The sequence below is a fragment of the Thermus igniterrae ATCC 700962 genome (assembly GCF_000376265.1).
GTDB classification, from domain to species: domain Bacteria; phylum Deinococcota; class Deinococci; order Deinococcales; family Thermaceae; genus Thermus; species Thermus igniterrae.
The window spans coordinates 38,737-55,551 of record NZ_AQWU01000070.1 but is presented as its reverse complement, the minus strand read 5'-3'; the positions used below and the strand labels follow the sequence as shown (position 1 = coordinate 55,551).

15 protein-coding genes are annotated in these 16,815 nt (G+C 69.3%); 11 read left to right on the top strand and 4 right to left on the bottom strand.

The annotated features are described in order from the left end of the window. The first annotated feature begins 54 nt into the window (after window positions 1–54). Genes B128_RS0109840 through B128_RS0109830 form a run of 3 tightly spaced genes read left to right on the top strand, consistent with a single transcriptional unit; the run spans window position 55 to window position 4,483 of the window. Complete coding sequence (locus B128_RS0109840; RefSeq protein WP_018112105.1) at window positions 55–2,067, top strand: PrkA family serine protein kinase; 2,013 nt, start codon at window positions 55–57, stop codon at window positions 2,065–2,067. Next, a complete protein-coding gene (locus B128_RS0109835) occupies window positions 2,064–3,107 on the top strand; it encodes a DUF444 family protein (protein ID WP_018112104.1) in 1,044 nt (347 codons plus the stop codon). Before B128_RS0109840 ends, B128_RS0109835 begins: the two co-directional genes overlap by 4 nt. 2 nt (window positions 3,108–3,109) lie before the next feature. Further along, a complete protein-coding gene (locus B128_RS0109830) occupies window positions 3,110–4,483 on the top strand; it encodes a SpoVR family protein (protein WP_018112103.1) in 1,374 nt (457 codons plus the stop codon). Here B128_RS0109830 and B128_RS0109825 read toward each other — a convergent pair. From B128_RS0109825 to pdo, 3 genes are read right to left on the bottom strand one after another with little or no spacing between them, the layout of a single operon-like run. Next, window positions 4,480–5,271 (bottom strand): TlpA disulfide reductase family protein, encoded by a 792-nt coding sequence (locus tag B128_RS0109825; protein ID WP_018112102.1) that lies wholly within the window; start codon window positions 5,269–5,271, stop codon window positions 4,480–4,482. The two genes, B128_RS0109830 and B128_RS0109825, sit on opposite strands and share 4 nt — an antisense overlap. Beyond that, window positions 5,271–5,642, bottom strand: a complete 372-nt coding sequence (locus tag B128_RS0109820) for a rhodanese-like domain-containing protein (protein ID WP_018112101.1) — start codon at window positions 5,640–5,642, stop codon at window positions 5,271–5,273. The genes B128_RS0109825 and B128_RS0109820 overlap by 1 nt, the downstream gene beginning before the upstream one ends. A gap of 2 nt (window positions 5,643–5,644) precedes the next feature. Then, window positions 5,645–6,334: a protein disulfide oxidoreductase gene (gene pdo, locus B128_RS0109815; protein WP_026175169.1), complete on the bottom strand. Its 690-nt coding sequence runs from the start codon at window positions 6,332–6,334 to the stop codon at window positions 5,645–5,647. 167 nt (window positions 6,335–6,501) lie between these two features. Here pdo and B128_RS0109810 point away from each other — a divergent pair, with 167 nt between their 5' ends. Genes B128_RS0109810 through B128_RS0109795 form a run of 4 tightly spaced genes read left to right on the top strand, consistent with a single transcriptional unit; the run spans window position 6,502 to window position 10,257 of the window. Continuing rightward, the gene (locus B128_RS0109810; protein WP_018112099.1) at window positions 6,502–7,938 is read left to right on the top strand and encodes an MBL fold metallo-hydrolase; all 1,437 of its coding nucleotides are present in this window, start codon (window positions 6,502–6,504) and stop codon (window positions 7,936–7,938) included. A 49-nt stretch (window positions 7,939–7,987) separates the two neighbouring features. Next, window positions 7,988–8,647 (top strand): rhodanese-like domain-containing protein, encoded by a 660-nt coding sequence (locus tag B128_RS0109805; protein WP_018112098.1) that lies wholly within the window; start codon window positions 7,988–7,990, stop codon window positions 8,645–8,647. After that, window positions 8,644–9,399: a sulfite exporter TauE/SafE family protein gene (locus B128_RS0109800; RefSeq protein WP_018112097.1), complete on the top strand. Its 756-nt coding sequence runs from the start codon at window positions 8,644–8,646 to the stop codon at window positions 9,397–9,399. Before B128_RS0109805 ends, B128_RS0109800 begins: the two co-directional genes overlap by 4 nt. 9 nt (window positions 9,400–9,408) lie before the next feature. Continuing rightward, the gene (locus B128_RS0109795; protein WP_018112096.1) at window positions 9,409–10,257 is read left to right on the top strand and encodes a nitrilase-related carbon-nitrogen hydrolase; all 849 of its coding nucleotides are present in this window, start codon (window positions 9,409–9,411) and stop codon (window positions 10,255–10,257) included. On the opposite strand, the gene B128_RS0109790 is transcribed toward B128_RS0109795, so the two are convergent. After that, window positions 10,254–11,171, bottom strand: a complete 918-nt coding sequence (locus tag B128_RS0109790; RefSeq protein ID WP_018112095.1) for a peptidylprolyl isomerase — start codon at window positions 11,169–11,171, stop codon at window positions 10,254–10,256. The genes B128_RS0109795 and B128_RS0109790 overlap by 4 nt on opposite strands. Before the next feature lie 13 nt (window positions 11,172–11,184). Between B128_RS0109790 and hemE the strand changes: the two genes are divergently transcribed. The 4 genes from hemE to B128_RS0109770 are packed head-to-tail and all read left to right on the top strand — an operon-like array spanning window position 11,185 to window position 16,792. Further along, window positions 11,185–12,210 carry a uroporphyrinogen decarboxylase gene (gene hemE / locus B128_RS0109785; RefSeq protein ID WP_026175168.1) on the top strand — a complete coding sequence of 342 codons (1,026 nt, stop codon included), beginning with the start codon at window positions 11,185–11,187 and terminating at the stop codon, window positions 12,208–12,210. Continuing rightward, a complete protein-coding gene (gene hemH, locus B128_RS0109780; RefSeq protein ID WP_018112093.1) occupies window positions 12,207–13,160 on the top strand; it encodes a ferrochelatase in 954 nt (317 codons plus the stop codon). Before hemE ends, hemH begins: the two co-directional genes overlap by 4 nt. After that, complete coding sequence (gene hemG, locus B128_RS0109775) at window positions 13,148–14,506, top strand: protoporphyrinogen oxidase (RefSeq protein ID WP_026175167.1); 1,359 nt, start codon at window positions 13,148–13,150, stop codon at window positions 14,504–14,506. The genes hemH and hemG overlap by 13 nt, the downstream gene beginning before the upstream one ends. Window positions 14,507–14,551: 45 nt before the next feature. Further along, entirely contained in the window at window positions 14,552–16,792 is a 2,241-nt protein-coding gene (locus B128_RS0109770; protein ID WP_018112091.1) for a diguanylate cyclase domain-containing protein, read from the top strand. Window positions 16,793–16,815 lie beyond the last annotated feature (23 nt).

The window sequence follows — 16,815 nt, the reverse complement described above, 5'->3', positions numbered from 1 at the left end:
ATGGGCCTAAAGCTATCCAAAACTTCCCGCGGGTCCCTATGGAGGAGGGTTTCCATGAGTGAGCTGGAACGCATCCGGCGCCGCCAGGACCTCGAGGCCTACCGGGCCCTGAGTTGGGAAGGCTCCTTCGCCGACTATCTGCGCCTCCTCAAGGAGGACCCGAGGCCCCTGAGGACCAGCTTCCAGCGGGTCCACGACATGATCCTGGCCCAGGGGGTGGAGGAGTACACCCTCTTCCGGGAAAAGCTCCTCCACTACCGCTTCTTTGACGACCCCTTTGAGGGGGGCAAGGACGCCATCTTCGGCCTGGACAAGCCCCTCATGCGCCTGGTGGCCACCCTCAAGGCGGCGGCCCACCGCCTGGGCCCTGAGCGGCGCATCCTCCTCCTCCATGGCCCCGTGGGCTCCGCCAAGAGCACCATCGCCCGCCTCCTTAAGAAGGGCCTCGAGGCCTACAGCCGCACGGAGGAGGGCAGGCTCTACACCTTCTACTGGAAAACCGAGGAAGGCCCCCTCCCCTGCCCCATGCACGAAGAACCCCTCCACCTCCTGCCCAAGGAGCTCCGGGAGGAGTTCCTGGCGGAACTCAGGGCCCTCCACCCCGCCTACCCCTATCCCCTGGAGGTGGAGGGGGACCTCTGCCCCGTCTGCCGCTTCCAGATGCGGGAGGCCCTGGCCCGGCACGGGGGGGACCTGGCCGCGGTTTTGGAGGAGGAAATCGTGGTGAAGCGCCTGGTCCTTTCGGAAAAGGACCGCGTGGGCATCGGCACCTTCCAGCCCAAGGACGAAAAGAACCAGGACGCCACCGAGCTCACCGGGGACATCAACTACCGCAAGGTGGCCATCTACGGCTCCGACTCCGACCCCCGGGCCTTCAACTTTGACGGGGAGCTCAACATCGCCAACCGCGGCCTGGTGGAGTTCATTGAAATCCTCAAGCTGGACGTGGCCTTCCTCTACGACCTCCTTACCGCCAGCCAGGAACACAAGATCAAGTCCAAGAAGTTTGCCCAGACGGACATTGATGAGATTGTGCTCGGGCACACAAATGAACCGGAATACCGCAAGCTCCAGGCCAACGAGTACATGGAGGCCCTGCGGGACCGCACCATCAAGATTGACGTCCCCTACATCCTCCGGGTCTCCGACGAGGTGAAGATCTACCAGCGGGACTTCGCCAAGGTGCGGGGTAAGCACATCGCCCCCCACACCCTGGAGATGGCCGCCACCTGGGCGGTGCTCACCCGGCTGGAGCCCCCCAAGCGAGCGGGGCTTACCCTGATGCAGAAGCTCAAGCTCTACGATGGCCGCCTCCTCCCCGGATGGACCGAGGAGGCGGTGCGGGAGCTCATGGCCGAGACCAAGCGGGAGGGCCTGGAGGGCATCAGCCCCCGCTACATCCAGGACAAAATCAGCAACGTCCTGGTCACCTCGGAGGAGCCCTGCATCAACCCCTTCATGGTGATGAACGAGCTGGAGGAGGGCCTGAAGCACCACTCCCTCATCTCCGACGAAAAGACCAAGGAGCGCTACAAGGCCCTCCTGCAGGAGGTCAAGGCGGAGTACGCGGAGATCGTGAAGAACGAGGTGCAACGGGCCATCGCCGCCGACGAGGAGGCCCTGAACCGCCTCTTCCACAACTACATTGACCACGTGAAGGCCTACGTCCTGGGGGAGAAGGTGAAAAACCCCTACACCGGCGCCCCCGAGCCCCCCAACGAGCGCCTCATGCGCTCCATTGAGGAGCGCATTGAGATCCCCGAGTCCCGCAAGGACGACTTCCGCCGGGAGATCATGAACTACATTGGGGCCCTGGCCCTGGAGGGGCGGCAGTTCACCTACAAGGACAACGACCGCCTGCGGCGGGCCCTGGAGCTCAAGCTCTTTGAGGACCAGAAGGACACCATCCGCCTCTCCGCCCTGGTTTCGGGGGTGGTGGACCCGGAGACCCAGGCCAAGATTGACGTGGTCAAGGCCCGGCTCATCCGGGACTACGGCTACTGCGAGCACTGCGCCGGGGGGGTCTTGGAGTTCGCCGCCTCCCTCTTTGCCCGGAGTGAGCGATGAGGCCCATTGAGCGCGACCTCTTGCGCTTCAAGGAAATCGTCCGGGGGGAGGTGAAGAAGCGGGCGCGGGAGTTCCTCACCCGGGAGGAGTTCTTCGGGCAGGTGGAGGGCCGCCTGGTCTCCATCCCCCTGCCCCAGCTGGAGGTGCCCAAGATCGTCCACGGGGAGCCCCCGGGGGAAGGTCTGGGCCTGGGGGGAGCGGGGGCCGAAGGGATGGGCCCGGGCGGGCACGTGCCCGTGGCCGAGCTGGAGCTGGAGGAGTTTTTGGACCTCATGGGGGAGGCCCTAAGGCTTCCCCGGCTTAAGCCCAAGGGGGAAGGGGAGGTAACGGAGGAGGCCTTCCGCTTCACCACCATCGCCCGCAAGGGGCCAAGGGGCCTGCGCCACGTGCGCCGAACCCTGAAGGAAAGCCTCAAGCGGGCCCTGCAAACCGGGGAGTACCAGCCCGAAGACCCCCTCCTGGTGCCGGAGCGGGAGGACCTGCGCTACAAGGCCCCCAGGAGCAAGCCCAGGCCCCACGCCCAGGCGGTGGTCCTCTTCGCCCTGGACGTCTCGGGGAGCATGCGGGAGGAGGAGCTAAGGCTGGTGAAGGTCCTCTCCTTCTGGATCACCCTCTGGATCAAGCGCCACTTCCCCCGGCTGGAACGCCGCTACCTGCTCCATGACGCCGAGGCCTGGGAGGTGAGCGAGGAGGAGTTCTTCCGGGCCCGGGAAGGCGGGGGTACCCGGCTTTCCAGCGCCCTCCTCCTGGCGGAGGAGATCCTGAAGCGCTACCCGGAGGCCTTTTACAACCGCTACCTTTACCACTTCTCCGACGGGGAGAACTGGCAGGGGGATACCCCCCTGGCCCTCGAGGCCCTAAGGCGCCTCCTCCCCACCCTGGCCCTCTACGGCTACGCCCAGGTGCAGGGCCCCTACGGTCAGGGGCGCTTTCTGGAGGACCTGAGGGAGAATCTGGGCAAGGCAGAAGGGCTCGCCACCGCCGAGGTGCGGGGCCGGGAGGACCTGCCCGCGGCCCTCAGGCGGCTCCTTGGGGGGTGAGGATGCAGAAGGAACTCCGCCACTGGGCCGGCCTCCTGCGGGAGCGGGCAGAGGCCGCGGGGCTTTCCTTTCCCCCGGTCCTCTTTGAGGAGGTGGGCCCCGAGGAGATGGCCATGCTGGCCGCCTACGGGGGCTTTCCCCGCCGCTACCCCCACTGGCGCTTTGGCAGCGAGTACCTACGCTACCGGGAGACCTACCGCTATGGCCTCTCCCGCATCTACGAGCTGGTGGTGAACACCCATCCCGTGCAGGCCTACCTCCTCCGGGGCAACACCCTGCTGGCCCAGAAGCTGGTCATGGCCCATGTGTACGCCCACGCAGACTTCTTCCACAACAACCTGGCCTTCAAGCCCATCCCCAAGGACATGCTCTCGGAGATGGCCCAGCACGCCGCCTTCGTGGAGCGGGCCATGGAGCGGCACGGGGCCAGGAGCGTGGAGGAGTTCTTGGACATGGCCCTCTCCCTGGAAAACCTCATAGACCCCCACGCCCCCTACATCCGCCGGGAGGAAGGCGAGGAGGAGGAAAGGCCGCCGGAGCGCCTGCGGGTGCGCCCCTACCTGGACCCCTACGTGAACCCGCCCCCCGAACCCCCCAAGGAGGCCCAGGAGGGGGCAAGCCCCAAGCCCCTTCCCCCCAGGCCCACCCGGGACCTCCTGGGGTTTTTGGCCCGGCACGCCCCCCTGGCCCCCTGGCAGAAGGGCATCCTGGAGATCATCCGGGAGGAAAGCCTCTACTACGCCCCCCAGGGGGCCACCAAAATCCTGAACGAGGGCTGGGCCACCTACTGGCACACCCGCCTCCTCCTCCCCCTCCTCACCCCCGAGGAGGCCCTGGAGTTCGCCGAGATGCAGGCGGGCCTCCTGGCGGCCCAAGGCTTCAACCCCTACCGGCTGGGCTACCTCCTCCTCAAGGAGGTGGAGGAGCGCTGGGACAAGGGGCGGTTTGGGCCGGAGTACGAGGCCCTGCCCCTGGGGGAGAGGCTCCGCTACGAGCGGCCCACGGGGGAAGGGCGCAAGAAGCTCTTCCAGGTGCGCACGGTCTACACGGACCTGCCCTTCTTGGAGGAGTTCCTCACCCCTGAGTTCGCCCTGCGCCAGGGGCTCCTCTCTCCCGAAGACCTCCCCCGCTTCGCCGAGGCCAAGCGGGTCCTCCTCTTCCGCCTTAGCAACCTGGGCTACCCCATTGTGGAGCTCCTGGACGCCAACCACGGCAACCGGGGTGAGCTCCTCCTGGCCCACGCCTACGAGGGGGTGGAGCTGGACCTTAAGAAGACCAAGGCGGTGCTGGAAAACCTGCACCGCCTCTGGGGCCGCCCCGTGCACCTGAAGACGGTGGTGGGGGGCAAGGAGGTTTTGCTTTCCGCCGGAACCTAGCGCAGGGCCCGCAGGTAGCCGAGGAGCAGGGCCTCAGAAAGTTCCCCCAGGTGCCGGGCCACCAGGCGCCCCTCCCGGTCAAAGAAGAAAGTGGTGGGCAGGCCCTGGGCCCCCAGGTCCTGGGAGAGGTGGGTTTCCGGATCCAGGAGGACCCAGTCCGCCTCGAGGCCCTCCTCCTCCAGGAAGCGGCGGACCACCGCCGGCCCCTCGCCCTGGCTGGCGAAGACGAAGTGGACCTCGGGGTGCTCGTGGCTCAGGCGCACCATCATGGGAAGCTCCCGGCGGCAGGGGGGGCACCAGGTGGCCCAGAGGTTCAGCACCACCGGCTTGCCCCGGAAGGCCTCGAGGCTCACCGGCGTACCCCCCAGGCTGGTGAGCTGGACCTCCGGGAGGCCCTGGGCCTCCGCCCCCCGGCCCCGGGTGAGGAAGACCCCCGCCACCAGCCCCGCGGCCAGGGCCGCCGCCAGGGTGTAGCGCCAAAGGTGCTTGGGCAGAACCATCAGCGTGTACCCTCCTCCTGCCAGGATACCCCAGATGGGGTCAAACCCTCCCTGCCACACATAGAGGACGGAAAGGGGGTCGCGGGCGAAAACAGGAAGGTTTTCCAGCACGAACCCCAGCCGCGCCCCCAGAAGCCCCACCAGCACCACCCCGCTGGCCCAGGAGGAAAGCCTCCGGTCCACCCGCCGGGCCAGGAGCTCGGCCACCAGGACCAGGGCCAAAAAGGCCAGGGCCACCCCCAGCCGCACCCAGGGGATGGCGAAGGGCCCAAGCTGCACCCCGTCCATCAGCGCACCAGGGGGTACCCCGCCTGCTGGATAGCCCTCACCCCGCCTTCCACGTGGTAGAGGTTGGTGTAGCCCCGCTTCTTCAGGTACTCCGCCGCCTGGCGGCTACGGTTGCCGCTACGGCAGTAGAGGTAGACGGGCTTGTCCTTGGGGACCTCATCCGCCCAGGTGGCGATGGCCTCCACCGGCAGGTTGACCGCCCCGGGCACGTGGCCCTGGGCGAACTCCCCCGGGGTGCGCACGTCCACAATGAGGGCCCCGGACTCCAGGGCCCGGTAGAGCTCCGCCGGGCCCACATCCTGGTAGCTCCCCTTGGGGCCGCAGGCCAGGAGAAGGAGGGGGAGAAGGGCAAGGAGGGCGCGGCGGGTCATGGCTAGGCCTGCACCCCCACGGCCTTGCGGATGGCCTGGAGGAACTGGGAGAGGGGCTGGGCCCCCAGCACCCGCTCCTTGCCGTGGTTGACGATGGTGTCCGGCACCCCGTGGATGTGGTAGCGGTTGGAGAGCTCGGGGAACTCGTTGGCCTCAATCATCTCGCCCCACACCTTGGGGGAAGCGTAGGCCATGCGGTGGGCGGTGCGCACCGCCTGGGGGCAGTAGGGGCAGGTGGGGGTGACGAAGACCTGCAGGACCACCTCCTCGGGCAGGCCCTGGAGCTCCTGGACCACCTGCTCGGGCAGGCCGTGCCCATCCCGGCCCAGCATCTCCAGGTCCTCCAGGAGGCTGGCGAACTCATAGCCCGCGGGGATACCCCGGTAGCGGAGGTTGATGGCCTCCGAGCCCTTCTCCCGAAGGATCAGGGTGGGAGCGGCCTCCACCCGGTAGGCCTGGGCCTGCTCCTTGCCCTCAGGGGTGGCTAGGTCGTAGACCACCAGGTGGAGCCTGGGGGAAAGCTGGGCAAGCTCTTCCAGAAGCTGCTTGGTCTCCTTGCAGTACATGCAGGGCTCCTTGCCCGGGGCGATGAGGGTGGAGGTGTCGGTGAAGAGCACCATCTCCACGTCCCGCACCAGGCTGGAAAGCCGCTCGCGCACGATTTCCTGTTCCTTGGGTCCCAGTAGCGCCATGCTGTCCTCCTGGATACCCCCGTAGGGGTACATCCTTCACCAACTATAGCAGAGGTCCTTTGGCAGACATAGGGGCAACGGTCACCATGCCCCCGGCGTTGACAGGATTACCCCGGTAGGGTATCTTGGCCTCGTGGGGACAAACGTCCCATCTCGGAGGTGAAGCCATGATCTTCCGGCAGATCTACGAAGAAGGCCTGGCCCAGATGAGCTATCTCCTGGGTTGCGCCGCCACCGGGGAGGCCCTGGTGGTGGACCCCAAGCGGGACGTGGACACCTATTTGGAGCTGGCCGAATCCCTGGGCCTGCGCATCACCGCCATCGCCGAGACCCACATCCACGCGGACTACCTCTCGGGGGCCCGGGAGCTGGCCCGGCTCACGGGGGCCACCCTCTACCTCTCCGACGAGGGGGACGAGAACTGGAAGTACCGGGGCCTCGAGGGCTTCGCCCATGTCCTCCTCAAGGACGGGGACGAGTTCAAGGTGGGCAACATCCGGGTGAAGGCGGTGCACACCCCCGGCCACACCCCCGAGCACCTCTCCTTCCTGGTGGCCGATGGGGCGGTGACGGACGAGCCCCTTCTCTTCCTCACCGGGGACTTCGTCTTCGTGGGGGATATCGGCCGCCCCGACCTCCTGGAGGAGGCCGCGGGCATCAAGGGCACCGCGGAGCCCGGGGCCCGGCGCATGTTCCGTAGCCTCCTGGAGAAGTTCCTCACCCTGCCCGACCACGTGCAGGTCTGGCCCGGCCACGGGGCAGGCTCCGCCTGCGGCAAGGCCCTGGGAGCCCTCCCCGCCACCACCGTGGGCTACGAGCGCCGCCACGCCTGGTGGGCGGAGTACCTGGAGCGCCGGGACGAGGAGGGCTTCGTGAGGGCCCTGCTCTCCGGCCAGCCCGAGGCCCCCACCTACTTCAAGGAGATGAAGCGGCTGAACCGGGACGGGATGCCCATCCTGGGGGGTATTCCCCACCCGGGCCGCCTCACCAAGGCCCAGTTTGACCGCTACCTGCAGGAGGGGGCCATCCTGGTGGACACCCGGGACAAGTTCGCCTTCGCCGGGGGGCACTTCCCGGGAAGCATCAACATCCCCGCCGGGAAGAACTTCTCCACCTGGGCGGGCTGGCTCCTCCCCTACGACCGGCCCCTCATCCTCTTGGCCCACCCCTCGGAGGTGGAGGCCCTGACCCGGGCCCTGATCCGCATCGGCCTGGACGAGGTGGTGGGCTACATCCCCAGCCTCCAGGGCTACGCGGAAGGGGAGCTGGAGACCGTGCCCCAGATCACGGCCAAGGAGGCTAAGGCCCTTTGGGAGAAGGGCCAGGCCGTAGTCCTGGATGTGCGCGGCCGGGACGAGTACCTGGCGGGCCACATCCCCGGGGCCAAGAACCTGCATGCGGGCCGCATCCTGGCCCACCTGGAGGAGCTTCCCAAGGACCGGCCCCTCATCCTCCACTGCGTGGGCGGGGACCGCTCCAGCACCGCCATCAGCGCCCTGCTGGCCCACGGCTTCCGCAACGCCCTGAACCTCACCGGGGGCATCCGGGCCTGGCAGCAGGAGGGCTTCCCCGTGGTCAAGGGGGAGGAGCTGGTGGGGGCCTAAGGCCCCGGGGCGGGGGAAACCTCCCCCGCCCGCCCTTAACGGAGGTGTTATGTACGAGACCGAGGTGAAAGACCTTACCCCTGAGGAAGCCAAGCGGCTCTACGACCAGGGCGTGCCCTTCGTGGATGTGCGGGAGGTGGAGGAGTACGCCCAAGCCCGCATCCCCGGGGCCAGCCTCCTGCCCCTTTCGGAGTTCCTGGCCCGCCACGGGGAGATCCCCAAGGACCGGCCCGTGGTCCTCTACTGCCGCACGGGCAACCGCTCCTGGCAGGCGGCGGCCTGGCTGGCGAGCCAGGGGTACGGCAACGTGTACAACCTGGAGGGGGGCATCGTGCGCTGGTACCGCGCCGGCCTCCCCGTGGACACCACCCCGGTGGAGGTGGGCTACGCCGCCACCCCCTACCGGGAGGTGGGGCCCCACGAGGCGGAGAAGCTCCTCCCCGAGGCCTTCGTGGTGGACGTGCGCGAGCCCTGGGAGTACCGGGAGGGGCACGTGCCGGGGGCGGTGAACATCCCCCTCTCCCTCCTTCCGCAAAAGCTCTCCACCCTGCCCCAGGACCGCCCCATCCTCCTGGTGTGCAACTCCGGCAACCGCTCCGGGGTGGCCGCGGACTTCCTGGTGCAGCAGGGCTTTTCCGGGGAAAAGGTGTACAACCTCGAGGGCGGCACCTACGCCTGGATGGGGGCCGGCCTCCCCATAGAGCGATGAGCCTGGCCCTCCTAGGTGCCCTCCTCATCGGCCTCTCCCTGGGCCTTCTGGGCTCGGGGGGGTCCATCCTCACCGTGCCGGTCCTGGTCTACCTCCTGGGGGAGGCCCCCAAGCAGGCCATCGCGGAAAGCCTCCTCATCGTGGGGGGCATCGCCCTCCTGGGGGCCGTCCCCTACGCCCTGAGGCGCCTGGTGGACTGGCGCAACGTCCTCCTCTTCGGCCTGCCGGGGATGGGGGGCACCTACCTGGGGGCCTGGCTTTCCCGCTTCGCCTCGGGGGAGGTGCAGCTCCTCACCTTCGCCCTGGTGATGCTCCTGGCCGCCTACTTCATGGCCCGGCCTGCCCCCTTGCAGGGCGGGAAGCCCAAGGGGCGCAAGGGGTGGAAGATCGTGCTGGACGGCATTCTGGTGGGGGCCCTCACGGGGTTCGTGGGGGTGGGGGGCGGGTTTTTGATCGTGCCCGCCCTGGTGCTCCTGGGGGGGCTTCCCATGCACCTGGCGGTGGGGACGAGCCTCTTCATCATCGCCCTCAAGTCCTTCGCCGGCTTTTACAAGTACCTCCACCTCCTGCCCCAGTACGGGCTTTCCGTAAACTACGCCGTGGCCGGCCTCTTCGTGCTGGTGGGCACCCTGGGAAGCCTCCTGGGGGGCAGGCTGGCGGTGCGCCTGCCCCAGGAGGGGCTTAGGCGGGGCTTCGCCCTCTTCCTGGTGGTCATGGGGGCTTTCATCGTGGCCCAGAGCCTGGCGGGTTAGACTCTAAGGGTGCCCTTCCGCACCCTCTTGGTCCTGCAGACCGAGGTCCGGCCCGAGCCCTACCGCTCCCGGAAGGCCTTCCGGGAGCGCGTTTTTTCCCTGCTCGCCCCCCTGGAGGGCACCCCTGCCCCCAGGCTGGCCGCCTTTCCCGAGCTCTTCGGCCTGCCCCTCCTCCTCCACCTCGAGGGCGACCTCCACCCCAAAGACCTCCTCCGAGACCCCCTCCTCCCCTGGCGGAGGGCGCGGCGGGCCTTCTGGACCTTCCACGGGGTGATGGCCGAGGCGGCGCGGGCTTTCGGCACCTACCTGCTGGCGGGGTCCATCCTGAGCCCCCCCTACGAGGAGGAGCTCTCCCGGGGCCGCTTCGCCCGCACCCCCCTCTTCCAGAACCTGGCCCTCTTCTTCAACCCCCAGGGCCGCCTCCTGGCCCAGGTGCCCAAGATGGAGCTCACCCCCGCCGAGCGCTGGCTAAAGCGGGGGCGCTTTGGCCCCCATCTGGTGGAGACCCGGGCGGGCCGGGTGGGCATCCTCATCTGCCTGGACGGGTTTTACGAGGGCCACCTGGCCCGGCTGGACGCCCTGGGGGCGGAGGTCCTCCTCCAGCCCTCGGCCAACCCCGCCCTCTGGGACCGCCCCTGGCCCCAGGACCCCGGGCGCAAGGAGGGGGAGGTCTGGCTGGCCTCGGCCCGGGAACGGCTTTGGGGCCGGGAAAACCTGCGCTTCCTCCTGAACCCCATGCTGAACGGAACCCTCCTGGGCCTCACCTTTGAGGGGCAAAGCGGCCTCTACGCCCCCGGGGAGGCCCTACGCCTGGCCCAGGCCCCCCGGGGGGACGAGGCCCTCCTCCACCACCCCTAAAGCCGCTCGGGGAAGAGCCGGACGGGGTAGGGGCGGGCCAGGGCCTTGGCCAGCTTCTCCCAGGCCAGGTCCTTGACGGAGGCCAGGAGGGCCTCCTGCACCTCCCCCAGGGGGTAGCGGCCCGCGGGCTTTACCCCCTCCAGGAGGATGAGGTGGAAGCCGAACTGGGTGCCCACGGGCTCCGAGACCTGCCCGGGCTTCAGGGCCAGGAGGGCCTTCTCAAAGGCGGGGACGTAGGTGCCCTCGGGCTCGCAACCCAGGTTGCCCCCGGCCTCCTTGGAGCCCGGGTCCTGGGAGAGGGCCTGGGCCACCTGGGCGAAGGCCTCCCCCCGCTCCAGGCGGCCGAGGGCCTCCTTGGCGGCCTCGAGGGTGGGCACCAGGATGTGCCGGGCGCAGTAGAGGGTGGGGTGGCGGTACTCGGGGCTCAGGAGCCAGAGGGCCTTGAGGGCCGCAGGGGACACCTGGAGCTTCTCCCGGTAGTGCCCCTCCAGGGCCTCCAGGGCCAAGGCCTCGGCCAGGAGGAGGCGGTAGGTGGCCAGGTCCGGCACCCCCGCCCCCCTCAGGGCCTGGAGGAGGGTCTCCTGGTCGGGGAAGGCCTCCTGCAAGGCCAGCACCCGGGCCTCCACCGCCTCGGGCCTGGGCCAGAAGCCCCGGGCCTTGGCGGCGAGGAGCAGGGCCCGCTCCTCCGCCAGGGCCTGGAGGTAGGGGGCGCGGTACTGCTCCAAAAACTCCCGGGTCTCCTCGGTGTCGGGCAGGCCCAGTTGCCTCAGGGCGCTCCGGGCGAAGAGGCCAAAGCGGAGCTCAAACTGGCTCTTGGTGAGGACCTCCGGCCCCACCTGGGCCACCACGGGGTCGGCCTCCTGGGCGGCGGCCAGGCCAAAGGCCAGGGTCAGGGCGAGGAAAAAAGCGCGCATGCCCCATGCTAGCATGGGGGGCGTGAACGACCTCATCCTGCGCGCGGCCCGGGGGGAGCCCACCCCCAGGCCCCCCGTCTGGTTCATGCGCCAGGCCGGCCGCTACCAGAAGGAGTACCAGGAGATCCGCAGGCGCTACACCCTGCCGGAGATCGTGAAGACCCCCGAGGTCTGCGCCCAGGTCACCCTCCTGCCGGTGGAACAGCTGGGGGTGGACGCCGCCATCCTCTTCGCCGACATCACCACCCCCCTCTACGGGATGGGGGTGGAGCTGGACCTGGTGGAGGGCAAGGGCCCGGTCATCCACCGCCCCATCCGGGACGCCAAGGGGGTGGAGGCCCTGAGGCCCCTGGAGCCCGAGGAGGCGGTGCCCTTTGTCCTCAAGACCATCCGCCTCCTCAAGGGGGAGCTCAGGGTGCCCCTCATCGGCTTCGCCGGGGCCCCCTTCACCCTGGCCAGCTACCTGGTGGAAGGGGGGCCAAGCCGCCACTTCAAGGAGGTGAAGGCCTTCATGTACCGGGAGGAGGCCCTCTGGCACCAGCTCATGGAGCGGCTTACCGAGGCCATGGCCCGCTACCTGAGGGCCCAGGCGGAGGCGGGGGCCGACCTCCTCCAGGTCTTTGACTCCTGGGTGGGGGCCCTCTCCCCCGCGGACTACCGCCGCTACGTGAAGCCCCACATGGCCCGCCTCTTCCAGAGGCTCAAGCCCCTGGGGGTCCCCGTCATCCACTTCGGGGTGGGCACCATGGGCCTCCTGAAGGAGATGCAGGAAGCCGGGGGGGACGTGCTGGGCCTGGACCACCACACCCCCCTCCCCTGGGCCCGGGAGGTGCTGGGGAAAACCCCGGTGCAGGGCAACCTGGACCCGGTGGTCCTCTTCGCCCCCAAGGAGGTGGTGCGGCGGGAGGTGGGGCGCATCCTGGAGGAGAACGCCTCCCGCCCCGGGCACATCTTCAACCTGGGCCACGGGATCCTGCCCGGCACCCCGGTGGAGAACGTGCGGTACGTGGTAGAACTCCTGAAGGAGGTAGCGGCATGAACGTCCTCTTGATGGCCTACGGCACCCCCTACACCCCGGAGGAAATCGAACCCTACTACACCGACATCCGCCGGGGCCGGCGACCCTCGGAAGAACTCCTCCACGAGCTCACGGAACGCTACGCCGCCATCGGCAAGAGCCCGCTGAACGAGATCACCCTGGTCCAGGCCATAAGGCTCCAGGCCCTTTTGAACCTCGAGGCCCCCCCCTACCCCAAGCGCCTCCTGGGCCCCTTCGGCCCCCGTACCCCCCAGGGCCCGGCCCGGGTCTACGTGGGCACCAAGCACTGGCACCCCGCCATCGGCGAGGCGGTGGCGGCCATGCACGAGGACGGGGTGCGGCGGGCGGTGGCCATCGTGGCCGCCCCCCACTACTCCCTAAGGAGCGTGGCCGAGTACAAGGAGAAGGTGGACCAGGCCCTAAAGGCCCTGCCCGAGCCCATTGAGATGGTCTGGGTGGAAAGCTACGAGGCCCACCCCGGGCTGATCGCCGCCTACGCCAGGAGGCTGGAGGAGGCCATCTGGCGGCTTCGGGACCCCAGGCGGGCGGCCTACGTCTTCACCGCCCATTCCATCCCCGTGGCCGCGGTGGAGAGGGGCGACCCCTACCCCCGCCAGGTGGAGAAGACGGCAGAGCTCATCGCCAAAAGGCTCTCCCTGCCCCGCTTCCAGGTGGCCTACCAGTCGGCGGGGAGGACCCCCGAGCCCTGGCTTGGCCCCGACATCAACGAGCTCTTGCGGCAACTCAAGGAAGAGGGCTTTGAGGAGGTGGTGGTGCAGGCCGTGGGCTTCCCCGCCGACCACCTGGAGGTCTACTTTGACCTGGACCTCGAGGCCCAGGCCACGGCCCGCGAGGTGGGGCTGAGGCTCCTCCGGGCCCGGAGCCTCAACGCGGACCTGGACTACATCCAGGTGCTCAAGGACCTGGTGGAGGCGGCGTGGCTCAGGTAGTCGTGGTGGGCGGGGGATGGGCAGGGCTTTCCGCCGCCCTGGCCCTGAAGGAACGGGGCGCAGACTTCCTCCTCCTGGAGGCCGCCCCCCGCCTGGGAGGCAAGGTCTTCACCCACCGGGGGGAAGGCTTCCTGATTGAGGGGGGCCCCGACGCCAGCGTGCGCTACAAGAAGGAGGTGCTGGCGCTGGGGGAGGCCTTTGGGCTCACCCCCATAGGCACCCTGCCGCAAAAGCCCGCGGCCTTCATCCTGCGCAAGGGAAGGGCCCACCCCCTCCCCGAGGGGCTTCTGCAGGTGGTGCCCGGGGACCTCAAGGCCCTGGCCAAAACCCCCCTCCTCTCCCCCTGGGGGAAGCTCCGGGCCCTCTATGACCTCTTCCTTCCCCGGGGGGGAAAGGAGGACGAGAGCCTCAAGGAGTTCGTGGAGCGCCGGCTGGGCCTCGAGGTCTACGAGGCCCTGGTGGCCCCCCTGGCCGGGGGGATCTACGGGGGGGAGCCCGAGGAGCTTTCCATGAGGGCCGCCTTTCCCCAGCTCCTGGAGCTGGAGCGGAAGCACCGAAGCCTGGTCCTTGGGGCCATGCGGGCCAGGAGGGCCCGGGGAAGCCGGGAGGGAGGAAGCCTCTTCTTCTCCTTCGCCGAGGGGCTTTCCGCCCTTACCCGCAAGATGGCGGAGGCCCTGGGGGAAAGGACCCTCCTGGCCACCCCGGTCCTAGGCCTAGAACCCGGGAAGGGGGGCTACCGCCTCCACACCCCCAGGGGGGTCCTGGAGGCGGAGGCCGTGGTCCTGGCCACCCCCGCCCCGGTGGCCGCGGCCCTCCTAAGGCCCTTCCTCCCCGAGGCCACCGCCCTCCTCAAGGGCATCCCCCACACCCCGGCGGCCACGGTGAGCCTGGCCTTCCGGGAACCCCTTCCGGTGAGGGGCCACGGCCTCCTCATGGCCAAGGGGGAGGGGTACCGGGTGCGGGGCTTCACCTGGACCCACCAGAAATGGCCGGGAAGGGCCCCCGAGGGGTTTTCCCTGGCCCGGGCCTACCTCTCGGGGGAGGTGGCCCGCCTGGCCGAGGCGGAGCTGGTGCGGGTGGCCCTGGAGGACCTGCGCCGCTTCCTGGGGCAGGAGGTGAAGCCGGAGCGCACCTGGGCCTTCCGCTTCCCCGAGGGCATGCCCGCCTACCGGGTGGGGCACCTGGAGCGGGTGGAGCGGCTGGAGATGGCCCTCCTTAAGGCCCCTGGGGTGTTCCTGGCCGGGAACTACCTGGAAGGGGTGGGCCTTCCCGAGGTGGTGCGCACGGGCAGGCGGGCCGCGGAAAGGGCCGTGGCCTACCTGGCCCTCTCCCCCTCCCCCGGCTGAACCCCCTGGCAAAAGGAGCAGAGCCTGGGTTAGCATGGCCCAAACATGGCCCTGCCCTATCCCGTGATCGCCTTGGGGGCCCTCCTGCTGGGGCTTCTGGTGGGGGTTTTGGGCTACTCGGATCCCTACATCCTCCCCTGGTTCATGATCTTCACCGCCACCACGGCCAGCCTCTACGGGCTTGGGTGGGGACTGCTGGCCAGCCTGCTCTCCACCGCCTTGCTCTTGCCCTTCCCGGGGTTCCAGCCCCTGGCCGTGGCCCTTCTCCTCCTCTCCGCCCTGCTGGCCAACGACATCGGACAGAGCCTCCGGAAGGCCCACTTCAAGGCCCGGGCCCTGGCCCACACCCAGCGCCTCCTGGCCAGCGCCCTCGAAGGGCTCCCCCAGGCGCAAAACCGCAAGGCCCTCCTGGAAAGCCTTCCCCAGAGCCTGGCCGCCCTGGGGGAAGGGGGGCACGTGGGGGTGTGGGTGCCTTCCCCCAGGGGCTTCCGCCTTTTGGCCAGCGTCCCTCCCCTGGCCCTGGAGGAGATTCCCCCAACCGGGGTGGTGGGCCGGGCCTTCCGGGAGGGGAAGCCCCTTTACATCCCCGATGTGCGCCAGGAGCCCAGCTACCTGGGCGCCCCGGGGCACCAGGCCCTTTCCGAGCTGGCCCTGCCCCTTAAGCTTCGGGGGGAGGTGGTGGCGGTCCTCAACCTGGAGCGGGACAGACCCTTCTCCCCTGAGGACGTGGGGGGGCTTTCCCGCTTCGCCCAGGCGGTGAGCCTGCACCTGGACCGCCTGGTGGACCTGGAGGAGCGCCGCTTTTTGGCCGAGCTCTCGGAGCGCCTGCAAAGCGCCGCCACCCTCGAGGAGGCGGCCCAGAAGGCCCTGGCCCTGCTCCTGGAGGTGCTCCAGCTGGAATCTGGGGCCCTTTGGGAGGTGCGGGGGGCCAGGCTCCAGGCCCTAGCCCATCAGGGGGTGAAGGAGGAAACCCTCCTCCGCGTGTTGCAAGAGGGCCTCCCCTACGGCCAGGGCCTGGCCTGGCAGGTGTACGAGACGGGAAGCCCCCTCTTCACCGCCCGCTATGCGGAGGAAAACCGGGTAGTGCCCGCACTCAAGGCCCTGGACTGGCGCACCTTCGCCGCCCTTCCCCTGCCTTCCCCAGGCGCCCCCAGGAGCCGCCGGGTGCTGGTGGTGGGCCAGCGGGCAGAGCGCCTCTGGTGCCAGGCCGAGGTGGAACTCCTCCTCCTGGCCTGCCGCACCCTGGGCCTGGGGCTGGAACGCCTGGCGGAAAAGCGCCGGCACGAGGGAGTGAACCGGCTTTTTCTGGACCTTTTGGAAAAGCCCCTGGAGGAACTCTACCAGCGGGTCTTGGAGGAGGCCATCCACCAGGTGCCGGGTTCCGAGGCAGGAAGCCTCCTGGTGCTGGAGGAAGGCCAGTACCGCTTCAAGGCGGCGGTGGGCTACGACCTCCCGGCCCTCCAGTCCGTGGCCTTCAGCCCCGAGGACCAGCTCCTCTGGTACGGCCTGGGGGAAGGACAGGCCCGCCGCGGGGAACCCCGCATCATGAGCCAGGAGGAGCGGAACATCCCCGAGATAAGCCACCGGACAGCTCCGCCCCAAATCATTGACACCGCCGGCCGTGCCCGGGAAATCCAGGCCAACCTCTGCCTGCCCATCCCCTACAAGGGGGAGGTGCTGGCTTACTTGAACCTGGACAACCTCCACGACCCCCGGGCCTTCGGGGAGGACTCCTTGCAGGTGGCCCGCTTCTTCGCCGCCCCCATCGCCACCCTGCTCCACGAGCACCGCACCCGCCACCTCCTGGAGGAGGCCGCCCTCACCGACCCCCTCACCGGCCTCCCCAACCGCCGCGCCTTTGAACGCGCCTTCCTGGAGGAGCTCAAGCGAGCCGAGCGCTACGGCTATCCCCTCTCCCTGGCCGTCTTGGACCTGCAGGGGTTCAAGGCCATCAACGACCGCCTGGGCCACGCCACGGGGGACCTGGCCCTCATCAAGGTGGCCGAGGCCCTTTCCCAAGAGCGGCGCAACGGGGACCGCCTCTTCCGCTGGGGCGGGGACGAGTTCGCCGCCCTCTTTCCCCACACCGGCAAGGAGGGGGCCCTGGCCGCCGCCTTCCGCTACGCCCGGGCCATAGAGGCCCTCTGCTTCCAGGGCCTCTGCCTGGGGGTGAACATCGGCCTGGCCACCTACCCCGAAGACGGAACCGCCCCAGATGCCCTCCTCACCGCCGCCGACAGCCGCATGTACCAGGCCAAGGCCCAGGGCCTCTCGGTCCTGGCCTAGTCCTCCTTGTTCCACCCCCAGGA